The sequence below is a fragment of the Paludibaculum fermentans genome (assembly GCF_051172195.1).
In the GTDB taxonomy this organism is placed as follows: Bacteria; Acidobacteriota; Terriglobia; order Bryobacterales; family Bryobacteraceae; genus Paludibaculum; species Paludibaculum fermentans_A.
In genome coordinates, this window is the sequence record NZ_JBPJAQ010000001.1 from 3,866,157 (window position 1) to 3,888,732 (window position 22,576).

Below are 22,576 nucleotides of genomic sequence, written 5' to 3' on the forward strand. Positions count from 1 at the left end.
AAATTCCTGCAGGTCACGGATGTCGCCCACCCATGCTTCCTTTCACAGCTCGCATCGGCTAACCTGTTTCGGATAAGGAGGTATTTTATGCCAACGGCTTTGAATCTCGAATTCGCGGAAGTTCAGGTCGAGCCAGCCCTCGCCGCTCAGTTAGCCTGTGAGTGCGGACCGGATCCCGCTTCCATCAGCGCCGCCATTCGCAACGCTTTCGAGTCACTGATGGGCTTCATCCGTCGCCACCAGCTTACGGAGAATGGGAATCCACGCTGCATCTACACCGCCTACGGAGCTACCGGTGTCGCCTTCACTGTCGCATTACCAGTGGCCGCCGGACTGGGACCCGTCGGGGAGGACTCTTCAGTCCGCGTTGAACTCCTCCCGGCGGTCAAGGCCTATCGCTTCATCCACAGAGGCCCCTATCCGGACCTCGCGCAGACCTACCACCACATCTCTGGATTCATGAAAGAGAAGGGCTGGATGAAATCCGAAGCGGATTGGATGCGCTACATGCCGATGTGGGAGGAGTACTTGAATGATCCTGAAACCACGCCCCCCGCTGAATTGAGGACCTACATCTATCTCCCAGTCTCAGACTAGGAGGCAACCGCCCCGATCCTTCCCGGGCTGGAGTTGGTGCGCGCCTGGGCGGAGGATCCGAAGCCGCAGTCGTTTCTCCTGCAACAGGCCACATCCGGTAGCGATGAGGACCGGCGAAAGGCCGCGAGTGCTGAGTTGGCCTGGGAGTGGGGGATGAATCCAGAGGGGATTGCTCAGCTCAACGTGAAGCAGTCGGAGTCCTCGCGCGATTCCGGATTTCGATTACTCGCAGGAACCAGGTGCGGCACAACAGGCGGGCCCGGCAGCGTCATGCAAGGTTCGCCTTCAGCTTTATCAGCCTGTCGCCGTCGGGGTGTGGGAGTATTGGCAAGGCGCCGTTCCCTGCGTCTGATCTCGTTAATCAACCACCCCATCACCCCGAGACGGACAAACCTTATCGTCAATCGCAAACTCCAGTTTTCCGCCCGTCTACTCCCCACCCCCGTTTCGATACGCCAGCAGCATCAGGTCCTTCAAAACCGCCGAATGCCTCTTCACATCCGGCAAGGCCAGCCGCAGCCGGTACCGCCCATCCCATCGGATATACTCCATGGGGTCTAATCCTGACTCCTCGATTTGCCGCTCGACTTCATCGGATTGCTGTAGCCGGATCTCCAGGTTTAAGCTGTTCTTCTTCGGACGGAAGATCACAAAGTTGCTCGGCTGGCCATCCCTGCCAAGCCCGATGTACACCTTGTTGAATTTAAGTCCCAGATGCGGGGCAAAGCCATGGACCAGCTCCAGAAGCTGATCCGCCATCGCGACCGTTGCTTTACTGCTCCTCTGCTCCCAATAGTTCCGGTCGGCGGGATCGACTGGTTCGTCCTCATCAGCACCGCGTGTCACCTCACTCAGGACGGTGGTGAACATCAGTGCCACCTTGTTCTCCACAAGCAGCGCCTGCATCTGAATGGCAATCAGCGGAATGGTTCCATTGAACAGGCTAACCACATTCAGAAACCGGCTGGTGATGTCCTCGGCTACTAACACGGCACAGTGGTCGTATTGCGGATAGCGCTTCCGTTCGATATCCCAGTATTCGATGGTGCGGATGATGTGGGATTCATCAGAACTGCCGAGCTGGATTTCGACCTCATATCGCCTCGCTGCCTCCGAATCTTGAAGCAGCAGGTCCAGTCGCCCCGCTCGCGCCTGCCTGCGCTCACTGTCTTTCAGGATCAAATCCCCGAGACCCAGGATCGAAGGATCCTCCGCGATCCTCGCTTGTACCCACTTCTCCGTGAACTCGGGGTGACTCTTGAGCAGGATCCGCTCTGGCTTGATGTAGGTAAGGAGGCCCATGTCTTTCTGCCCGGTCTATCGGCAATTACGCCTCGGAGGGTAAGATAAGTTCCACCGAAATTCATCAGGGTTCACGCCGCAACTGCGGAGATCCAAACGTTCATATTTCAGGAACACGACGGAAGGCAGGGCTGCCTCCAAACTCACTTCCGGCTGGAGCGATTCCCCAAGCCGATCGGCTCGCATCCTTCTAGAGGCTGATAGTCCTCCCCCTCTAGGTTCTCCCTACCACGCTCCGCGGGGCTTCAACTTTTCACGCGCCTCCGTCGTCTTTGCCTGCAGGGAAAGGGTTGAGTCGAATCTGTGCACCGCCACCTTCGCTCACTGCTCGAGGCTGTAGTGTGCGTCTCCGTCTGTGTCCTCTACCTCCTCCTACTCGTGCCAATCACCCGCTGCGGACCTCCACCCGAACGCTCCCGGTTCACCGCAGCCCATGCCCAACTCCAGGCCTTCCAAACCGCGCTTGGCGCTTACCGCGATGACATAGGCCACTATCCATCCCAGAAGCAGGGACTCCAGGCTCTCCGTACCCAACCCGCCGGCGAGGCCAAATGGCGGGGACCCTACCTCCCGCAGGACATCCCGCTGGACCCCTGGCGCCACGCCTACGAGTACACCGCCCCCCAGAATCCAGGCTGCCCACCGCGGATCCGGTCCTATGGGGAGGACGGTCAACCGGGCGGAACCGGTGCCTCTGCCGACATTGCAGACGAGCCAGCACGCTGCACCCACTGAGGTCCTCCAGGGGTGCGCGCTCGACTCGCGCCCCTTCTTCGCGGGCAGAAGACGCTCTTCATCCACGACTCCGCACCCGAAGACGCATTCCACCCACCTTTCGAAGATCCATGTGGTCCAGCCCAGTTGCTCAATCACAGCCCGGCAGCCCTCCCGCAACCATGTGGCCCTGACCGCACTCTCAACTCAGGCTCACTCCACAAAGCTTCAAGTCCGCCCCTGCCGCCAACCACGGTCCGCGAGATTGACACGATCGAGCGTAGTCCGGCAAAGCACGGGTCAACACAACTCATTCATCGATCTCACGCGCGGATCCTCGAGTACCGAATGCCAGTCTCCGGCCTCCAGTACCCAGAAGACGCAAACCGGTCGGGGCGCGGTTTGCCCAGTCATCGCGCTTCTGGCCGGTCCCACCGCTGAAATCTTCTGGGGTTTCGGCAGGCGCAAAACCATTTCGGGACTTGGGTGCTTCACAAGCCAATGCTTATTGCTTAAGTATTTGTAATGAAAATACCTATATCTCAGCGTATGGAGAAGCCAGAATCACTAGTCCAAGGTGAGATGGTCGGCGAGTCAGCTGAGTTTTACTTTCTATGCCGGAGGAAGCGGAGATCGGCGCGGGCGAGGGGATAGTTGCCGCAACCTCTGCGACCTATCTGGCGCCAGTGCCGTCACGAAGTGAAGTGCAGGAGATTTGCTTCGTGTAGGCGCCTATCACGGAGGCTACAAGCGAACGCATTTCCGGTTGGGTCAGGCTAACCTCGGGCGAAGGGGTCTCATGGATGAATCTCGGCTGAGCCTTTGCCTCTTTACCTGGTCGGCCTTGGCCGCAACCCGTGCAGTTACTGCCTTCTTAGGCACCCACTGGTTGAGTTTCTTACTGACTGGGGGCCGACGGTAGATGGCCCTGTGGAACCGCTAACACAACTGGACCATCCTAAATCAGAAGGCCCCGCCTGAGCGGGGCCTTCTGCAATCCCGATTTACGGGCCAAAGTCGTGCAATCCCGATTTACGGGCTACACTGCGTCTCAAGGATACGTCAGCTGGCATCCCCAGTCAAGATCACAGATGCCGGCCGCTTTGCTTCCTCATCCACCTGTTTGGATGCTTTGGGTGACGATTCCGTTTCTGGGGCTGCCTCAGGCCCGCGCCAATCAGACATACCAATCGCATACAGGACGGACTGCCTAACCCGTTGTAGGTCGGCAGCGCGCAGGCGTGGAGACATGTATCTTCCTCCCATTCTCACGCGATCCAAGCGATGACGCCCCACGCATGTCACCATGTTTGCCTTTGCCCAGACCGTCTCTGCTTGATCAAAGAAGTCGTATGATCTTGGACTGAATCCGCAATGGCATCCCTCAGGTGGAGCGGGAGCAGTCTTACTCACAGGGACGACGATGTACGTGTCGGGGAAGCATACGCGGGACCTGTTAGAAAGCACAATAACAGGGCGCTTCTTCGTCATTTCTGGAGGCTGGAAGCCGCTGAAGTCGCATATCAAGACCGTTCCCGGCTCTGGAACGAAGCTGATCGGCATTCTTTATACATCGATTCTACTCCCACGTGAAGCTTCGTCGTCGGATCTATCTCAATATTGCAGGTGTATTTTAGAGCCTACTCCCAATGTAATGGAGGAGTAGGATCTCTCTGTCTATCGCTATTAGCCAATGGACCGTGCCTGCCCCCTATAGAACACAAGTGTGGCCGGGTTGGATTATGCGGTCAGGGTGTCACTCGACCTCGCGGGCTGATGAAGGCAATTCCACGCTGAAAGCAAGGCGGTAGATACGCGCTCGCGCGCTTTCCGGATGAACCAGAAGGCCGTAGCTTCGTCCGAAACGAAAACTCCACGGTCTTGAGCGCCCAATCGCGCGCCGCCTCGCCGGCTTCACAGGTCGCCCAAAGTGGGCGCTTTCCGGGTCTCGCTTGCCAGAAGCCCCGCTCGGCACCCGTCCCTCAGCCGGTTTGGGGACGTTTCCAAGCTTCTCGCTCACTTCGGCTGTGAAGCCAATCGTCGTCCGGGCTCATTCAGGAATATCTTCCCTTTGGATTCAGCAGCTTCCAGGCATCCCGTCCGAAAAGCGCTTTACCTGCGTGCCATAATCCCGCTTCGACAGGAGACCCGTCCCGTCGTTCGGATCTGAGCCCCCGCTCAGCTCCCGGCTCTTTGACATCCGCACCTCAACTCGAACCCAATCCGGAACTCCAGTTCTTCAGTTCGGATGAACTGGAGCCCCGGCAACAAGCCCTGCCCCGTCCTGCTTTGCGGCATCGCCCGCCATGAGGCGCTGCCGGCCCGCATCCACCCCTGCGACCGTGCCGGGCATCCTGGGACTATCCGCCGCAACCAGCCCATGCTTGGGCCCAGTGCACAGAGTATCTATAAGTAAAGAGGGTGATTATGGACACACCGAAGCCATTGCTGGACTCGCCTGTTTCCCGGCGAACCGCACTCCCAATCCAGCAGCTATGAGTGAACGAAGCCATTGACGATCACCCCCCAGCGTTGGTGAACTCGGTTTCATCTCCCCCCCGACGCACCCCGAATCCACCGGATCTGAGCGATCAAAGCCAACCTCGCCCGGCCGCCGGCATTTCAGAATCGACCTCATCCCGAAGTGGGATCCTCCGAATCCACCAGATTTGAGTGAACAAAGCCACCGTGGTGCAGTCGCTCGCGATCATGGATCCGGCTTCATCTTCAAAGTGAGATTCCCGAAATCCACGAGATTTGAGTGAACAAAGCCACTTCCAGCCGCCCCCTTCCACCACGCGGCCCACCCCCCTTAGAACCGGTCCCGGCTCTCCAGATTCGCCTCAATCTCCTTCCTACTCCGCCAGGCCGTCCGCAACTCCCTCCGAGCCAGATACGGCAACTGGTCTGTCTGGTGCTTACTCCCCGGCTGCGAGGAGTTCCCATACGACATCAGCACCTTCGCATGCGCCCGCGGCTTCGTGAACTCCACCGCCGCCACATACGTCTCCCCGTGCGTCTGCGTCCGCACCCCGTTTCGCAGCGGCCCAAAGGTGATCACCCGGAAGATGCCCAGATTCCCGAAGCCCCCATTCGCCGGCTGATCCACCCCGGCCCATTGGATCCGCATCACCTGGCCCCACGGCACGTCCAGCGCGGCAAAGTTCTTCAACGTCTCGGCCGCCGCTTCGTCCAATTGCGCCGCCGCCTTCTTCGGATCCTTCAGGCCGGAGGGCGTCGTCAGCGGAGCCTTCAGGTCATACGGCACCGCAAAGCCAGCCTGCGAGCCCATCGCCGGGCCCATAAACCGCGTCGCCCAGGCATGGAACAGAACCGCCCCGCGGCTCTCCGGCTGCGCTTGCCGGTCCCACTTTGCCAGCACCCCCGCCGCCTGTTTCGCCAGTTCGGTGCCATACTGCTCCACCGCCTGCAGCAGCTCCGGCAGGATCCGGTCGGCCAATTCGGCCCGCGTCGAATGCTTCTGCTCTACAAACCGGTCAAAGGTGAACTTGGGCTCCTCGCTCAGCATGCGCAGCGAGCGCTCCGCCCGGAAGCTTGTGTTGACCGGCGCCGTATACGCCGGATACCGGGAAGGATCCAGCGAACTGGGCCCGGCCGCATTCCACGGAGGATCATTGGTGTTGTGGACATAGCCCGACGCCGGATCGATTACCTTGGGCAGCTCTTCATAGGAGTGGTACGAAGTCCACAGCGTCTCCGAGGTATCGCCCGGAACCACCCCGGCCCAATACCGCAAATCACCCTTCGCCCGCTTGGGCAGCAGGCCGTTGAACAGATACTCAATCCGGCCGTCCCGGTCCGCATAGAGGATGTTGAAAGTAGGCACCTGCAGGCGCTTGAGGGCCGTCTCGTACTCCGCGAGGTTGTGCGCCGTCGCCATCTGCCAGTACTGCTCCAGCAGGAATGGGCGGTCCAGCCCCGCCACCCGCAGCGCCACGGGTCCGGACGGATCCTGCCTGATGACCGGGCCGTGCACCGTACTGTAAATGGTCAGCGGCTCCACCCGGAAAGTGCCATCCGCCTGCCTCACCTTCAGCTCGTGGCTCGTCTTCTCAAAAGCCTTCACCCGGCCGTCAAACAGGTATCCGTCGCCCTGAGCCTTGATGGCGTAGAGATCCGCCGCGTCGATGGAATTGACGGTCTGGTTGAAGCCGGCATAGTCGCTGAACACAAACCGCAGCACCGGGAACCCCACCTGGCTCGCTCCGTACAGATCGATCCCGGGCGCCGTCAGGTGGATCTCATAATAGGTGCTCCAGTCGCCCCACGGCAGATGCGGATTGCCCAGCAGCAATGCGTGCCCGGCCGCGGTCCTCTTCGGCGCTATCGCCCATCCATTGGAGCCCACGGCCTCTGGCGTATCCAGGAAGTTCGACGCCGTCTCCTGCGGAGCCATCGCTCCGGCCAGCCGCGACGAGCCGATGTAGGTGAAATGGACAATCCGGTGGACATGCTGCAGCGGATCCAGCGCCGTCACCGGCAGCACCCGCTTCGCCTCCTCCGACAGCGCCTCCGGATGGCGCGCCGCATAGTCGTTGATCCCCTTGGCGAACGCCTCCAGATACCCGCGAAACTCCGGCGTCTGCCGCCCCAGCCATTCCGCCGAGCGCTGCGGCACGCTGTTGGTCCACACCCACCGGTCGTTCGCCAGGCCGGCCGCTCCGAAATACTCCGCCGCCCGCCCGCGCGATTCGCCATACAGCTTCAGCAGCAGATTGCCGTGGCTCTGCGCCTGCGCATACCCGTAGCAGTAAAAGAGGTCCGGGGTGTTCTTCGCGTAAACGTGAGCCACGCCGAAGCGGTCCCACAGGATTTCAGTACCCTTGGCCGGGGATGTGGCCCAGGCGGAGAGAACGGCACACAGGCCGAGGATCGCGGCGCGCCATTGCATAGCGGGGGAGACTCCTTCGCGTACGGCAGGGACGGTGCCGCTCTGGCGACGGAGCCACGATCCAGAATAACGCGGGCCTGCACCCGCGGCGAGCTTCCGCCGATAGATTCGTCAGTGGCCCCCCTTCTCGCTCTCCTGCTTCTGGCCAGTGATCCGGTAATCCACGGCGGCGGGGCCGTCCTGCGTTCCGCCTGCTCCACCGATGCCGATACCCTGGTGCGCCTGCCCGCGGACACGGCCGTCCAGGTCCGCTTTTCCATCTCCGGTGACGCCGGCACCTGCTACAAGGTGGCTTCCGCCGGACAAACCGGCTACGTGCTGGCGAGCGAACTGGACGGACTGGAGTCCTATCGTGCCGGGCTGCGGGACGCATCGGAGCTGGAACTGCCAAAGATGCTGCGCGCCGAGACCGCTCGCCTGAAAGAAGAGGCCTCGGCCCGTCCGGGTGCCGGCGAAGTCCTCGCTCTCATAGAAGCGAATCAACCCCGGCTGGCCCTCCAGAAAATCGAGGCGGAGCTCAAACATGCAGGCCGCGCAGATCCACTCACCCTGGCCCTGGCCGGCCTGGCCGCTTACCGCGGCGATGAGCCCAAGCTGGCCCTGGCCTATTGGACGGAGTCGCAGGCCCTGGCGCCGAATCCCTCCGTCGATGCCCTCATGCGCAAGGCGCGGGCGGAAATCGCCGGCGATACCAGCCGCAACAAGCTCCGCGGCTACCGCTTCGTCCTGCGCTACAACAGCGAGGAAATTCCCGAAAGCACCGCGGCCGAGGTCCTGTCGGCGGCCAACGACGAGTACGCCCGGCTCGACGCGGAACTGGGCTGCGAACTGAAGGAACAGCTGCCCCTCGTGCTCCAGAACCAGGAAGCCTATCGCGCCACCACCGGAGCGGAAGAGTGGAGCGGCGGCCAGTTCGATGGACGCATCCGCGTTGTCCTCTTCCGGCAGGCTTTCCAGCGCGAAGCGCGCCAGGCCGTGGCCCACGAGCTCGTCCACGCCTGCCTCACCGCGCGCGGCCGCTTCCCCCATTGGTTCCACGAAGGCATGGCCATGCGCTGGTCTGGCGAACGCCCCACCGCCGCGGACGTCGCCTCCGTGCAGGGTCTGCACTCTCCGCCCGCTCTCGGTTCCTCGCCCGAACAGGCGCGCATCTTCTACACCTGGTCGTGGGCCGCCGTCGACCGCATGTACCGCCGGTTGGGCGGGCAGGGCGTCCGCGACGCCCTCCGCAACCCGAATTCTGTCACGGCTCCATTGGGCAACTGATATACTGCCCGCTTTGTGACTTCCAACGCCAAGCGCACCCCATCCCACTGGCCCATGCTCCTCTTGCTGGCCGTGTCCGTGTTGATCAACTACATGGATCGCGGCAACCTGGGCATCGCCGCTCCGCAGCTCACAAAGGAGCTCGGCCTGCGCGATTCGCAGATGGGCTTCCTCCTCGCCGCCTTCTTTTGGACCTACGCGCTGTTCCAGATCGTCGCCGGCTGGCTGGTGGACCGCTACGATGTCGCTCGGGTCTACGCCCTCGGCTTCCTGGTCTGGTCGGTGGCCACCCTGGCCATGGGCATGGTCACCGGCTTCGCGGCCCTTGTCGCGTTCCGGCTACTGCTGGGCATCGGCGAGTCGGTCGCCTACCCGGCCTACTCCAAGATCCTCTCCAAGGGCTTCAAAGAGGAAGAGCGCGGGCTGGCGAACGGCATCATCGACGCCGCCACAAAGTTCGGTCCGGCTGTCGGCGTTCTCCTCGGCGGCTGGATGATCGGCGTATACGGCTGGCGCTGGTTCTTCATCCTCACCGGCGGTTTGAGCCTGGCTTGGCTCGTCCCGTGGCTCTACTACTCGCCGCGCGATACGACGGCCGGCCAGCAGAAACAGGAAGGCCCGGGCTGGCTGGAACTGGTCGCCAGCCGCTCCGCCTGGGCCACGTTTATCGGCCTGTTCTGCTTCAACTACAACTGGTATCTCCTGCTCACCTGGCTGCCCTCGTTCCTCATCCGCGAACGGCACTTCAGCATGGGCATGATGTCGATCTACAACGCCTTCCCGCTATGCGTCACCGCGGTCTGCACCATCACGGCTGGCTGGATCTCTGACCGGATGATCGCCAAGGGCGCGGAAGTGGTGCCGCTGCGGCGCAACTTCATGATCGCCGGACTGCTGCTCACAGCCATCATGCTGCCCTTCGCCACCGTGCCGTCCCACGTCCTCTCCATGACGTTCCTCGTGCTGGCCTTCTGCGGCTTGGGCTTGTATACGTCGAATTGCTGGGCGCTGTCGCAGAATCTGGCCGGTGCCGGCGCTTCCGGCAAGTGGACTGGCCTACAGAACGCGGTGGGTAATCTCGGCGGAGTCGTCGCACCGGTCGTGACGGGCTATCTCGTCGAACGCACCGGCACGTTTCTGGCTGCGTTCCTGACCTCGTCCGGCGTGCTGCTCGCCGGCGTCCTCATCTACATCTTTATGTTGCAGGTTCCGCCTAAGTCTCGTACTCTTCGCTGATGAACGTCATGTCGAAGGCGTGCGACAGTACATCGAACGTCAGTTTGTAAGGCTTGCGCTCAAAGCGGATCAGGTCAATCGCGTGCGTGATCACATCGCGCGCCTGGCAGCGGCGGAACCGCTTGCCCGCCCGCATGTACTTCTTGTCGATGTACTCCTCAATCGTCAGGTCGTCGCACTCGATCTTCTGGCTATCGCAAAAACGCTTGAAGATCTTGATGAACTCCGCGACCTCCGGCGACCGCACGAACATCTTGTACTGGATGCGGCGCAGGAAGGCCTCGTCGCCCAACTGCTCCGGACGCAGGTTCGTGGAGAACACCAGGAAACACTCGAACGGGACTTGCGCCTTTCCGCCCGTGCGGAACGTCAGAAAGTCGATGCGGCGCTCCATCGGCACAATCCAGCGGTTGAGTACCTCCGCCGGCGTCACCTTCTGCCGGCCGAAGTCGTCGATGAGATAGATGCCGTTATTCGCCTTGAGCTGGAACGGAGCATCGTAGATCTTCGAAGCCGGATTGAAGCTCAGGTCGAGCATCTCCAACGCGAGTTCGCCGCCCGACATGATGAACGGCCGTTTGCACTGGAACCAGCGTCCGTCGAAATCCAGGTCCCGATGGAACGCGCTGACCTCGAAATTGTCCTGGTCCAGCCGGTTGTGATAGTTGGGATCGTAAAGCTGGATGATCTGGCCCTGGTACTCGATGGCGAACGGCGCGTAGATCGGCTCCGATTCAATGTTGAACAGTCCCTCGGCCAGGTAGGTCTTCCCGTTGCCCGGTTGGCCATAGATCAGGAACGACTTGCCGGCATTCACCGCTGGCCCCAGGTGGCTCATGGTCGCTTCGTTCACCACCATGTGCTTGAAGGCGTTGTTCAGCATGTCCTTGCTGAGCCAGTCAGCGCGGTTCCGCTGCATCTTGACGCCCACCGTGTACTGCTCCAGCGGCACCGGGATGCGCCCCACATAGGAGTTTGATTCCATGTATTCGCGCGTGAGTTCGCGCGCCGCTTCCGTCAGCGCGAACGTCGAACTGATATCGCCAATACCCAGGCTGCTCTTCGCCATCAGCAGGTGCTGGCGCTTCATCGACTCGATCAACGGTCCGATCACACTGAAGTTCAGGCCCATCGAACTGGCCAGCAGACGGCCGGAAGAATCCCCTCGAAAGTAGAGGGTCTTCAGGATCATCTGCTCCACCATCGACTGCGAGAGCCCCAGGTCATCCATGGTCTCCGGCACCGGCGGGACGAATTTAATCTCTTCCGCGTCTGCGGTCAGGGGAAGTACGGAATCGACACTCACCCACCTCCTATCGGCTGTAGGTGGAATTGGCTTGAGAGGTCCTTCGTCTTTGGTTCGCTGATTCCCGGAAAATCAGCGCGCCTGCCCGGTCACTCCCCAGTGATGGACAGGCCCAGGTGGCGGTCGGCCAGCAGGATCGGAATCCGGCGCAGGGCCAGGAAGCCCAGGCAGACCAGCACCGGTCCGGCGATGCCCAGCAGCAGCGGCAACTGCTCGCCGGTCAGCACTTTCGCACCGGAGGCGCGCCACGCAGCCGGCAGGAAGCGAGGCACGATCAGCGTCAGCAGGACGATGAAAAAGAAGCCCATGCGCATCAGGTCGCGGGCCGCCTTGGCAGTGAAAACCTGGACGGCTACCAGGGCGGCGAGGCACGCGCTCAGCCAGGCGACGCAGGCCGTGAAGAGGGCCAGGGCGGTAAGCATGCCCGCCGGCGGCAGCACGACGCGGTCGCGGAAGGCGGCCAGGGCGGCAAAAGCAGTGCCCAGGATCAGGACCCAGCACAGCCAGCCGTAGAGAGTTCCCCCGAACGTGACGCCCCGAATCGTGCCCATGTCATCCTGGCCCACCACCCCTCCAGCCACGAAGTTGGAAGCGAACAGGATCGCAATCGCCGTATAAGGCAGGATGATGGCCGGGTCCAGGAACATGAACCCGAACTTCCAGGGAATCAGCGTCCCGGCGGCCGCGAGACCGGCCAGCATGAGTAAGCCGCGAACTCCGCCAACCAATTGCCACAGCATCGATTTCGATTCTACCTGGAGGGACATGGAATTGGCATGGGGAATTGTAGCCGGGGTAGATGGAGGACGGGAATGGCGGAGAGGGAGAGATTCGAACTCTCGGTAGAGCTTTACACCCTACGACGGTTTAGCAAACCGCTGCTTTCGACCACTCAGCCACCTCTCCGCGAAGTGTGTGGGCTGGTCTTTCCGCATAGTAGCATGGATCCAGGCCTGTATGCGCGTTGCCCTCCTCTTGTTCCTCTCCTGTTCGCTGTATGCCCAGTCCGTGGAAGACCGTACACGGGCGGCATTTACGGCCCAGATCCTGGGGGCGAACATGGGGTTCCCTTTCGAGCACAAGCCCGCCTCGGTCCAATGGATCTCCGACCTGCCGTCCACGTTCCGCGGACCCGCTCCGGTGGACGATGACTACTACTACGAGATCGTGGCCTTGCGCGCGTTCGAGAAGTACGGTCCACGGCTGACCATCCAGCAGTTGGGTGCGCAATGGAAGGAAGACAATGCCGGTTCCTGGGGGTCGTCGGAGCAGGCCAGGCTCCTGATGCAGCGCGGCATCCAGCCTCCGGATACCGGCCATCCGCGCTACAACCGGCTCTGGTTCACCATCGGGCCGCAGTTCTCAGCGGATATTTACGGCATGCTGGCCCCCGGCAATCCGGCGCTGGCGGCCCGCTTGGCGCGGTACTACGGACGCATCAACGGCTGGGCCGAAGCGGTGGAGGGCGGTGTGTTCGTGGCGGCCATGGTCTCGCTGGCCTACTCCGAGACCGATCCCAGGCAGATTGTCGAGAAGGCGGCTGCCTTCATCGACCAGCGCTCACCCTATCGCAAGGCCCTGGACCAGTTCCTGTCCATGGCCAAGGCGGGCCGGCCGCCGCGTGAGATTGCGAATGCCCTGGAGGAGCGCTGGCACATCGAGTATCCGGCCACCAACAATGCGGTCGCCAACGGGGCGCTGGTCGCCATGAGCGTCTACTTCGGGGAGGGCGACTTCCTCAAGACGGTCAACCTGGCCTTTGGAGCGGCCGATTTCACCGACGCCGACTGCAACGCGGCCAATGCCGGAGCAGTGGTGGGCGCCCTGCGCGGCATGAAAGGCCTCCCGCCCATGCTGGTGGAGAAACTCCAGAACCGGATCGCCGGCAACCGCATGGGACCCATCACGTTCGATCCGCCGGTGGACGAACGGATTTCCGGCATCGCGCCTAGAATCATGAACATAGCGCGGCAGCCGCTGTCCGTGCCGGAGGTCAAGCCGGAGTTCTTCGAGCTGGAGGAGCTGACGCGTTACTGGGATCCGCGCTGGCAACTGGAGCGGGCCGGATTCGGCGGCGCCGGCGGAGGCCTGGGCGGGATCCGCGGGATCACTTATCTCGACAATGACGTACTGGTGACCTGGCCGAGGGATGAGGTCCGGGGGGTTGTCCTGTCGACCACAGCCGACTTGCGCGGCGGCAGGCTGATGAAGCTGGAGGTGGCGGCCGAAGAGAACCGGGCCTGGCGGCTGGAGATCTACGCCAACAACCAGCGGCTGTTCAGCAAGCTGGTGGAGGGCGCTGCGATGCAGACCGTCACCCAGGCGCTGCCGTCCGGAGGCCCGAAAACGGTGATCCGGCTATTCCAGCACACGCTGGTGGGAGACAAGCCGCCGTCGCCGGCGCACTGGCGGAAGATCACGATTGGACCCGCAACGCCATCACGGTGATGTCGTCGTGCTGCTCGGCTCCGCCGGCGAAGGCATCCACCTGTTGGATGATGACGTCCAGGATGGAGGCAGGCGCTAGCGTGGCGGCCGCCTGCAGCGCCGTTTCCCAGCGCTCGTCGCCAAACTCCTCACGGCCCAGGTTGTGCGCCTCGGTGACTCCATCGGTGCAGACGGCGACCACGTCGCCGGGTTGCAGGTGCAGGTCGCCGCAGGAGTAGCGGGCGGTGCGGGTGAGCCCCAGGGCAAGGCCGCGGACACCGGCCCTTTCCTTTGCACCGGAGGCACGCAGGATCAAGGCATCGCCATGGCCCGCGCTGGAGTGCCGCAGGATGCGGGTTTGGGGGTCATAGACGGCGCACCACAGGGTGGCGAAGCGGTTGCGCGGGGTGGCGTCGAAGACCAGTCGGTTGAGGTGGCCCATGATCTCGCCGAGGTCGTTCACCCCTCCGGCGCACAGGCCGCGCAGCGAGGCCTGGAGGCTGGCCATGAGCAGGGCGGCCGGTACGCCCTTTCCGCAGATATCGCCGAGGGCGACGATCAGGCGGCCTTCGGACGTGAGGAAGAAATCGTAGTAGTCGCCCCCGATGGATTGGGCGGGGCGGCAGCGGCCGGCGTAATCGAGGCCCGGGACGGCGGGCGGATGGTGGGGAAAGAGCCGCTCCTGGACTTCGCGGGCGATCTCGAGTTCGCGGTGGATGCGTTCGCGCTGGGCCGCCTCGTGGGCGACGGCGGAGGTGAGGCGGGCGTTCTCAAGGGCCAGGGCGGTGTGACCGGCGACGGTCTGCAGCAGCCGGCGGTCGCTGCCGGAGTAGGGTTCCTCGTTCAGCTTGGGGCCCAGGATGAGATGGCCAAGCTGGTTGGCGCCGGCGGAGAGCGGGAAGGCGATTTCGTGCCCGGAACCGGGCCCGTTGGCGGTGATCTCCACCCTGGCTACGTGGAGCGACTCTGAGATGCGCTGGCAGACACGCTGCTTGAGCTCCTCCGGGTTCGTGATGTGCCGCACCTCCTCCCCTAGTTGGACGAGGACCTGTTCGGTTTCCACCTGTTCGCGGAAGAAGCGGCGGTCGATCCACTGGGCGGCTTTGCCGGAGCCGCGCTGCAGCAGGATGATGGCCGCCCCGCAGAGGGCAATCGCCTGCAGCCGCATGGGCCGGCGCGTGGCCGGGTTGCTGAGGGTCTCAAAGGTGAGATAGATGATGCCCATGGTGAGCATGGCCAGCAGGATGCGCATGGCGCGCTGGGCCAGCGCGTATTGCAGGCCCTGCCGCAGGACGACGCGCACGTCCATGGCCTTCTCCACCACCAGGACGTAAGCCAGCGTCGCGGGGAACAGGAACAGCAACAGCACCACAGCGGCCAGCAGTACGGGGTTCACTGAGCCGACGCTGACATGGGTGACGGAGGTGTAGACGATGACGGCGAAGATGGGCGAAAGGCTGACGTTGGCGCCCCAGAAGAGGAGTTTGAGGCGGCGGCGGGCATCGGGGTCGGCCGTCGAATAGCGCTTGAGCTGCAACGACATGAAGAACAGGCCGATGGCCAGGAAGCCCAGCAGCATGACGACCGGGCTGGCCTGATCGACCAGGCGGCCGAGTGTAGGATTCACCGGCTGGCCGGAGTGTTCGAACGCCTGCACGAACGCGTTGACCAGGGCGAAGAGGAAGATGGGCAGGCCCACGGCCCAGCGCGTCCAGGCTACGTACTTGAGCTTCTTGGAGGGGTCGGGGAAGAAGAGCCCGAAGAGTAGCATCCACAGGGGCCAACTGCGCTGCAGGAAGGTGGAGTACCAGATGCCGAGAGCGCGGAAGGGTTGGGGCCAGCCGTCGGGGAGGCTGCTGAAGCTGGATTCCAGGTTGCTGAAGCTGAGCATCATGGCGAGGACCAGCCAGGCCAGCGGGTCGGACGGACGCATGATGACAACGAACAGGCCCAGGGTCAGGCAGAACCAACGGGTGACGAACTCCATGAACAGCGACATGAGCACTTCTGTCCAGGTGCGATCGGCCCTGCCGGCCGGTGCGAGGGTGATGGCTGCTTCCTGTGGGGGCTGGCCCGGGCGCAGGAAGGAGACGCGCAGCACGGCGCCGGCAGGGACGGAGCGGAGGTGCTCATCCAACTGGGTGCGCTGCAGCAGGACCCGGCCGTTGAGGGAGAGGATCGTGTCGCCTTCGCGGAGGCCCGCCTGGACGGCCGCCGGCCGGGTGGAGGCGACGAGCAGCGTGCCCGAGGCGAGGTCAAAGGGCCGGGCCGGACCACCAAAGTGGAAGTGGGCGGAGTCGACAGTCTGTGCTAACTGATAGGAGAGTGTGGCGATTACCACCAATCGCACGACTCTACCTGCAAATGACATACCGCCTAAGGTACCGCAGTTTTGCTCAGCACCGGTGGCGCATAGAGGCCCAACTGAGCGGCCAGGCGCGCGGCTTCGGCGCCGAAGCCGGGCAGGCAGGCGGGGAGGTCGGCCGCATGTTCGGCGACCCAGGGATCCGTTTCAGGTGTCGGTTCGAGGTGCGCTTCCAGGCCGTGCAGGCGGCGCCACTCGCCGTGCCAGCGGTCGCCGCAGGCGTCGAGATCGGCGAGCGTGCCCTGGCCGTGCAGGATGCCGGCCACGGCGGTGGCGAGTTCATGAGCCTCAAAGAAGCCGATGTTCATGCTCTGGACGGCGACGGGGCCTGCGAGGTGGGCGGCGTCTCCGGCCAGCCACATGCGATTCTGTCCGAAACTGCCGGCCAGGCGGCGCTCGAAGCGGACGACGGTGCGCCAGTGGATGCGGCCGATGGAGGCTTCGAACCAGGGAGCGCGCGAGGCGATGAGGTCAATGAGGTGGCTCTGGTCGAGGACGGCGGGGTACTTGTTCGGCGAACCTTCGGTGCGGTCTTTGGCGCGTTCGGTGGGGAAGTAGCCGAAGCCGGAGCGCAGCAGGCGGTCCTTCATCTCCTCGGCGACGGTGTCGTGATAGTCGGTGAGCTGGAAGCTCCAGCGGCACAGGCCGCCGGGCAGGGGCCAGAGCACGTCGCTGGTGCCGGGTCCGAACACGACGTGGGCTTCGTCGCCGAGCTTGGCGTCGGTCTCGAACTCAAAGACCGCATAGTATTGGGCGGGGGCGACCTCCGGGTATTCAATGTTGAGGGTGCGGCGGACACGCGAGTTGTAGCCATCGGCGCCGATGACAAAGGGCACCTGGATGTCCCAGCGGCGGCCGACCACCCACTCATTGTGGGCCACGACGTAGCCGCGCGATTCGCGTTCGAGGCGGTCGACGGTGGCGGTAATGTGGTTGGGCGTGGGCTGCAGGGCGGAGATGTCGTGGCGCCAGTGGACGGCGGCGCCGGCTTCGCGCAGGGCGTGCTCGAACATATCCTCAATGACGTCCTGGCGGACGACGGCCAGGCAGGCGAGCGGATCGGAGGGATCGCCCAGGCGGACTTTGGCGCGCGTGCCGCCGCGATCGCAGAGGGCAAGCGTGCGAACGGCATAGGCGCTGCCCATGACGCGGTCGAGCACGCCGAGCTCGCGCAGCAGGCTGAGGGTTTGGGGGTAGAGTGCGAGGGCGTAGCTGTGTTTGCAGGCCCACACTCCGGAATCAACAATTTCGACGATAATGCCTTGTTTGGCCAGATCCAGGGCTGCCAGCAGTCCAACGGGGCCGGCGCCCACTACTAAGACTTCGGGATTTCCTTCAGCGAACATGGCATAAGTCTCCTTGAGACGGCCCAAGTATACACCCGGCGCGAGCCCTGGGAACCAGCTAAGTTGATCCAGTTGTCTGATTTTCACGAGGCTTACACAGGGGCTGGCGTGGTTAGGGTGAAGAGCCTCTCATCGCTCATAATGAAGACGTAGGACCTTATGCCTTTTGCCACGATTCCGCAGGCTCTGGAAGCCTTTCGTCAGGGCCGGATGCTGGTTGTTGTCGATGACGAAGACCGTGAGAACGAGGGAGACCTGACACTGGCCGCAGAGTTTGCGACGCCGGAAGCGATCAATTTCATGGCGGTGCACGGACGGGGGTTGGTGTGCCTGGCGCTGGCGCCCGAGATTTGCGACCGGCTGGCGCTGCCGATGATGTCGCAGAAGAACACGTCGCAATTCGGGACGGCGTTCTGCGAGGCGATCGACGCGGCGGAAGGAGTGAGCACGGGGATCTCGGCGGCGGACCGGGCGAAGACGATCCAGGTGGCGATCGACCCGAATTCGCGGCCGGCGGATCTGGCGCGGCCGGGGCACATGTTCCCGCTGCGGGCGCGGGAGGGCGGAGTGCTGGTGCGCTCCGGTCAGACCGAAGCGGCAGTAGATCTGGCGCGGCTGGCCGGCATGCGGCCGGGCGGTGTGATCTGCGAAATCATGAACGACGACGGAACGATGTCGCGGGTCCCTCAACTGGTGGAGTTCTGTAAGAAGCACGGGCTGCTGCTGATCTCGGTGGCGGACATGATCCGTTACCGGATGGAGAACGAGCGGATTATGCGGCGGGCGGCCGAGGGCACGCTCACGATGGACCTGGGGCAGTTCCGCACCATTTCCTACTCGTCGACGATCGATCCGGAGACGCATCTGGCGCTGGTCTACGGAGAGCCGGAGAAGGCCTCGACGGCGCTGGTGCGGATGCACTCGCGGTGCACCTACGGGGATGTGTTCCATTCGACCGAATGTGATTGCCACCGGATCCTGCGGGCCTCGCTGGAGCGGATTGTGGCTGAAGGCGCCGGCGTGCTGGTGTACCTGCACCAGACGGGACCGGGCATCCGGCAGATTAATCCGGATCCGACGGGCGGGTTGCCGCGTCTGATGTCCCACACCCGGGCGTACATGCATTACGCGACACCGGAGGGGCAGAGGCTACTGCAGCACGAGACTGGATTTGGCGCGCAGATTCTGGCGGACCTGGGACTGAAGCGGATCCGGCTGCTGACAAATCACCCGCGCAAGGTGGTGGGGTTGGAAGGTTTCAATATCGAGATTGTCGAGCAACTGCCGCTCTAGGCGGGCTGACCGAGTGGAAAGACAAACAGGGCGCGGAGTGATCCGCGCCCTGTCGTGTTTCCGTGGAAAGTACTATGCGCTGACGAGCTGCGACTTGTACATCTCGGCCATCTCGGAGAGCGGCTTGGAGGTGTAGTCGCCAGCGTGGCCGGCCTGGCCGAACTGGACCATGCGTTCCGCCACAACCTTCTTCATGGCTTCGCGCGCGGGCTTCAGGTAGTCGCGGGGGTCGAACTTCTCGGGGGTCTCCATGAAGACCTTGCGGATGGCGCCGGTGATGGCGAGGCGGTTGTCGGTGTCGACATTGACCTTGCGGACGCCATTCTTGATGCCGAGTTGGATCTCTTCGACGGGGACGCCGAAGGTGGTCTTCATCTTGCCGCCGTACTGGTTGATGATGTCGATGAGTTCCTTCGGAACCGACGAGGAGCCGTGCATCACGAGGTGGGTGGTGGGCAGGCGCTTGTGGATCTCGATGAGGATGTCCATCTTGAGGACGTCGCCGTCGGGCTTGCGGGTGAATTTGTAGGCGCCGTGGGAGGTGCCGATTGCGATGGCGAGGGCGTCGCAGCCGGTGGCCTTGACGAAATCTTCCGCCTGGGCCGGGTCGGTGACGTGATCGAGACCGGAGCCGCCGGAGCCGTGGCCGTCTTCGATACCGCCGAGGCAGCCGATTTCAGCTTCGACCGTGACGCCGCGGGCATGGGCGTACTCGACGACTTCCTTGGTGACCGCAACGTTGTGCTCGAAGGAGGAGGGGGTCTTGCCGTCTTCCATGAGCGAGCCGTCCATCATGACGGAGGTGAAGCCCATGTCGATGGCGGAAATGCAGGTGGCGGGGCTATTGCCGTGGTCGAGGTGCAGAACGGTGGGGATCTCGGGATAGATCTCAGTGGCGGCGAGCATCAGGTGATACAAAAAGCGATCCTGCGAGTAAGCGCGGGCGCCGCGGGAAGCCTGGACGATCACGGGCGACTTCGTTTCGCGAGCCGCCTCCATGATGGACTGAATCTGCTCCATGTTGTTGACGTTAAAGGCGCCAATGCCGTAGCCGCCTTTAGCCGCTTCGTCGAGAAGCTGGCGCATTGAAACGAGAGCCATGTAAATCTCCTTGGGCCGAATTAGGACCTATGAATCCTGTTTTCAAGTTTATTTTACTACACCTCTGACCTGGCAGGTATCGATTCGCGAGGCTCAATTTGGGGGTCGAATGTAACGGATTGCAGCCGCATCGGTTGGCGTTGCCAGTAAGTGAGGGAGCGCCAGGCCCACTCAAACGGGCCGAATTGGAAGTGGCGGAGCCAGAGCGGACTCCAGGCGAGTTCGAGCAGCCAGATGGCGGCTACGACGTAGTAGATCTGGTAGCGCTGGAGTTGGCTGTGGTACCCCAGGACATTGAAGAAGAGGGTGCAGAGGATGCTCTGCATGAGGTAGTTGGTGAGGGCCATCTGGCCGGTGGCGGCGAAGATGCGGCGGATGCCCGCGAGCCGGGCGTGGCGGAAGACGAGGACGATGAGCGCGACATGGCCGAGGCAAACTGCGATGCGGGCGGGCTCGTACCAGGCGCCGGCCCAGGCGTTGGCGAGGATCGAAAAGCTACCGTCCACCTGGAGGCGGAGTTGGGCATAGGTGAGGGGCAAGCCCACGCCATAGCCGGCGGCAATCATCTTCCAATAGAAGGCGGTGGAGCGTTCTCCGGTGAGGACTCCGGTCTTCATGAACGCCATGCCTAGCAGCATCATGGCGAAGAGGTCGTACTGCAGGGGTGAGTAGATCGACAGGCTGTGCCACCAGAGCACGATTGGCATGCGCGCTTTGACCGAATTCACGAAACCGGTGGTGTTGAGGGTCGTGTACTTCCTAACGGCCGCTGCCTCGGGTTTGTCGTGCTTCGCGCGCTCCTCCCAGGAGGAGAGAGCCTTCTCCTGGTCTTCGGTGAGGGTCTTGCCGGCTTTCTTGAGGGGCGCGGCGGCGACGGCGATGTCGTGCTTTTCCGTCAGATCACGGGCGTCGTAGATGCCGTAGGCGATCATGAAGACGACCTGGAGCGCCCAGAGCCAGATGAGGCCGCGGGCCGACATCCGGCGGAAGGGGTAGAGGGCCAGGCCCAGCAGCGCGTAGGGGAAGAGGACTTCGCCGAACCAGAGAAGGTAGGCGTGGGCAATGCCGAACAGAAGCAGCCAGAGCGTGCGCCGGTAATAGATATCGGCGATGAAGGCGCCTCCGCCGCGCTGCTCGGCGCGGGTGGTGAGGAGATAGACTCCGGCTCCGAAGAGCAAGGTGAAGATGCCGCGCATCTTGCCGTCGAAGACGACTCCGGCGACGAGGAAAGTCCACAGGTTGACGCCGGTGGAGCCGCCCGCCACAGTGGGATCGCTGTAGACCGTGGGGTGGAAGGCGAAGCCGACGATGTTCATCGCCAGAATGCCGAGGACGGCGAGGCCGCGCAGGGCGTCGACGAGGGTGAGGCGTTGATTTGCCTGAACAGGTGCCAGAGCAGTGGACACGGCGGTGTCCTCCCAGGTTGATTTGGTTCAGCCTAGCACGGGTTGCACCGGCAGGAGCCGTTGAGAAGCAGAGAGGGGTTGCGTCGACATCGGCGCCGGGGTGGATATGTTAGACTTTGCCTGCATTTTATGAAGTTGCGTTGCCTGGTGTTCTCATTGCTAACCGCGTCAATGGGTCAAGCCGCGGAGCCCTTCCTGACTCACACAGACGTCTTTAAATCTGGTGAAGAAGGGTACACGGGGTATCGGATTCCAGCCGTGGTGACCGCAGCGGACGGATCCCTGCTGGCCGTGCTGGAAGGCCGGAAGGACAACAAGAGCGATCCCGGCGGCGGGGATATTGACCTGGTGATGAAGCGCAGTGAGGACCACGGCCTCACGTGGTCGAAGCTGGTGGTGGTGGATGACCCCGGCGAGAAGTGGAGCGCGTCGAATCCGTCCATTGTGGTGGACCGGGCGGGGGGACGCATTTGGCTGGCCTTCAATCGTTGGAAGCCGGGCAAGGGCTCAGTGAATAGCCGGCCGGGCACTGATGACTGCCAGTCGTGGTTGCGGTGGAGCGACGATATGGGGCGGACGTGGTCGGCGGCTCGGGATATCACGAAGGAGGCGCGCGACTTCGAGCGGTGGGGCTCCATGTTCTTCGGACCGGGCGGAGCTATTCAGACGAAGAGCGGGCGTCTCGTCATACCCGCCGCGATGTGTCCCGATACATGCAAGGTCATGGGGGGCGCTACGGGTTGGTTGGGCTCGCTCGAACTGATGCGTCCGTATGTGGTGTTTAGCGATGACCATGGCACGACCTGGCAGCGGGGTGAACTGGTGGCGGTGCTGGGTGACGAAAACCAGGTGGTGGAGCTGGCGGACGGCTCAGTGATGATGGACGTCCGGCAGGGCAATGGCGAGCGGCGGTTTGTCACGGTGAGCCGGAACGAGGGTAGCGAGTGGAGTTGGCCGACTACCGGGCAGACCGTGACCGCGGTGGCAACGTCCATTGAGCGCTTCAGCCTGAAGGCGGCAGGCAGCGACCGGAACCGGCTGCTATGGACCGGTCCGGATGGACCCGGGCGGCGGCACCTGGCGTTGCGGGTCAGCTACGACGAGGGGCAGACTTGGATCAACCAGAAGACGCTGAGTGGCGGGATCGCCGCCTACTCGGATATCACGTTGCTGAAGGATGGCACCGTGGGGGTGCTGTGGGAGCGCGGCGTGACCGAGTTGTCCCAGTTTGTGACCTTCACACGGTTCAATCGGGAGTTTGTGGAGCCGCCTGGCACGCTTGTGCCGGAGTGGCGATAGGCCGCT

Annotated in this window: 16 protein-coding genes and 1 tRNA gene; 7 read left to right on the forward strand and 10 right to left on the reverse strand. The window is 63.0% G+C overall.

Going from position 1 to position 22,576, the window contains the following annotated elements:
- Positions 1–87: 87 nt before the first annotated feature.
- Positions 88–597, forward strand: coding sequence for a GyrI-like domain-containing protein (locus ACR9Y2_RS15690; RefSeq protein ID WP_435042336.1), 510 nt, complete (start codon positions 88–90; stop codon positions 595–597).
- Between the two features lie 429 nt (positions 598–1,026).
- Here ACR9Y2_RS15690 and ACR9Y2_RS15695 read toward each other — a convergent pair whose 3' ends face one another.
- The gene (locus ACR9Y2_RS15695; protein WP_435042337.1) at positions 1,027–1,779 is read right to left on the reverse strand and encodes a hypothetical protein; all 753 of its coding nucleotides are present in this window, start codon (positions 1,777–1,779) and stop codon (positions 1,027–1,029) included.
- A gap of 498 nt (positions 1,780–2,277) precedes the next feature.
- Here ACR9Y2_RS15695 and ACR9Y2_RS15700 point away from each other — a divergent pair, with 498 nt between their 5' ends.
- On the forward strand, positions 2,278–2,634 hold the full coding sequence (locus ACR9Y2_RS15700) for a type II secretion system protein GspG (RefSeq protein WP_435044870.1): 357 nt from the start codon (positions 2,278–2,280) through the stop codon (positions 2,632–2,634).
- Positions 2,635–3,675: 1,041 nt separating this feature from the next.
- Here ACR9Y2_RS15700 and ACR9Y2_RS15705 read toward each other — a convergent pair.
- Positions 3,676–4,176, reverse strand: coding sequence for a type II toxin-antitoxin system PemK/MazF family toxin (locus ACR9Y2_RS15705; RefSeq protein ID WP_435042338.1), 501 nt, complete (start codon positions 4,174–4,176; stop codon positions 3,676–3,678).
- 1,249 nt (positions 4,177–5,425) lie between these two features.
- On the reverse strand, positions 5,426–7,525 hold the full coding sequence (locus ACR9Y2_RS15710; RefSeq protein WP_435042339.1) for an acylase: 2,100 nt from the start codon (positions 7,523–7,525) through the stop codon (positions 5,426–5,428).
- A 114-nt stretch (positions 7,526–7,639) separates the two neighbouring features.
- Here ACR9Y2_RS15710 and ACR9Y2_RS15715 point away from each other — a divergent pair, with 114 nt between their 5' ends.
- Positions 7,640–8,791: a hypothetical protein gene (locus ACR9Y2_RS15715; RefSeq protein WP_435042340.1), complete on the forward strand. Its 1,152-nt coding sequence runs from the start codon at positions 7,640–7,642 to the stop codon at positions 8,789–8,791.
- A 54-nt stretch (positions 8,792–8,845) separates the two neighbouring features.
- A complete protein-coding gene (locus tag ACR9Y2_RS15720) occupies positions 8,846–10,027 on the forward strand; it encodes an MFS transporter (protein WP_435042341.1) in 1,182 nt (393 codons plus the stop codon).
- Here ACR9Y2_RS15720 and ACR9Y2_RS15725 read toward each other — a convergent pair.
- The 3 genes from ACR9Y2_RS15725 to ACR9Y2_RS15735 all read right to left on the reverse strand — a co-directional run bounded on the left by ACR9Y2_RS15725 (position 10,005) and on the right by ACR9Y2_RS15735 (position 12,239).
- On the reverse strand, positions 10,005–11,333 hold the full coding sequence (locus tag ACR9Y2_RS15725) for an ATP-binding protein (protein ID WP_435042342.1): 1,329 nt from the start codon (positions 11,331–11,333) through the stop codon (positions 10,005–10,007). The two genes, ACR9Y2_RS15720 and ACR9Y2_RS15725, sit on opposite strands and share 23 nt — an antisense overlap.
- An 89-nt stretch (positions 11,334–11,422) precedes the next feature.
- Positions 11,423–12,073, reverse strand: a complete 651-nt coding sequence (locus ACR9Y2_RS15730; RefSeq protein ID WP_435042343.1) for a hypothetical protein — start codon at positions 12,071–12,073, stop codon at positions 11,423–11,425.
- A gap of 73 nt (positions 12,074–12,146) precedes the next feature.
- Positions 12,147–12,239: transfer RNA gene (locus ACR9Y2_RS15735), tRNA-Ser, on the reverse strand.
- A 51-nt stretch (positions 12,240–12,290) separates the two neighbouring features.
- On the opposite strand from ACR9Y2_RS15735, the gene ACR9Y2_RS15740 reads away from it, so the two are divergent.
- A complete protein-coding gene (locus ACR9Y2_RS15740; RefSeq protein ID WP_435042344.1) occupies positions 12,291–13,781 on the forward strand; it encodes an ADP-ribosylglycohydrolase family protein in 1,491 nt (496 codons plus the stop codon).
- Here the strand turns inward: ACR9Y2_RS15740 and ACR9Y2_RS15745 are convergent.
- Together ACR9Y2_RS15745 and ACR9Y2_RS15750 are read right to left on the reverse strand one after the other, a co-directional pair.
- Entirely contained in the window at positions 13,750–16,110 is a 2,361-nt protein-coding gene (locus tag ACR9Y2_RS15745; RefSeq protein ID WP_435042345.1) for a SpoIIE family protein phosphatase, read from the reverse strand. The two genes, ACR9Y2_RS15740 and ACR9Y2_RS15745, sit on opposite strands and share 32 nt — an antisense overlap.
- A gap of 26 nt (positions 16,111–16,136) precedes the next feature.
- The gene (locus ACR9Y2_RS15750) at positions 16,137–17,471 is read right to left on the reverse strand and encodes an FAD-dependent oxidoreductase (protein WP_435042346.1); all 1,335 of its coding nucleotides are present in this window, start codon (positions 17,469–17,471) and stop codon (positions 16,137–16,139) included.
- Between the two features lie 159 nt (positions 17,472–17,630).
- On the opposite strand from ACR9Y2_RS15750, the gene ribB reads away from it, so the two are divergent.
- Entirely contained in the window at positions 17,631–18,764 is a 1,134-nt protein-coding gene (ribB, locus tag ACR9Y2_RS15755) for a 3,4-dihydroxy-2-butanone-4-phosphate synthase (RefSeq protein ID WP_435042347.1), read from the forward strand.
- Positions 18,765–18,836: 72 nt separating this feature from the next.
- Here the strand turns inward: ribB and fba are convergent, their stop codons facing one another.
- Entirely contained in the window at positions 18,837–19,865 is a 1,029-nt protein-coding gene (gene fba / locus ACR9Y2_RS15760) for a class II fructose-bisphosphate aldolase (protein WP_435042348.1), read from the reverse strand.
- Between the two features lie 56 nt (positions 19,866–19,921).
- The gene (locus tag ACR9Y2_RS15765) at positions 19,922–21,271 is read right to left on the reverse strand and encodes a DUF418 domain-containing protein (protein WP_435042349.1); all 1,350 of its coding nucleotides are present in this window, start codon (positions 21,269–21,271) and stop codon (positions 19,922–19,924) included.
- Between the two features lie 258 nt (positions 21,272–21,529).
- Between ACR9Y2_RS15765 and ACR9Y2_RS15770 the strand changes: the two genes are divergently transcribed.
- Positions 21,530–22,570, forward strand: coding sequence for a sialidase family protein (locus ACR9Y2_RS15770; protein WP_435042351.1), 1,041 nt, complete (start codon positions 21,530–21,532; stop codon positions 22,568–22,570).
- Positions 22,571–22,576: the final 6 nt, after the last annotated feature.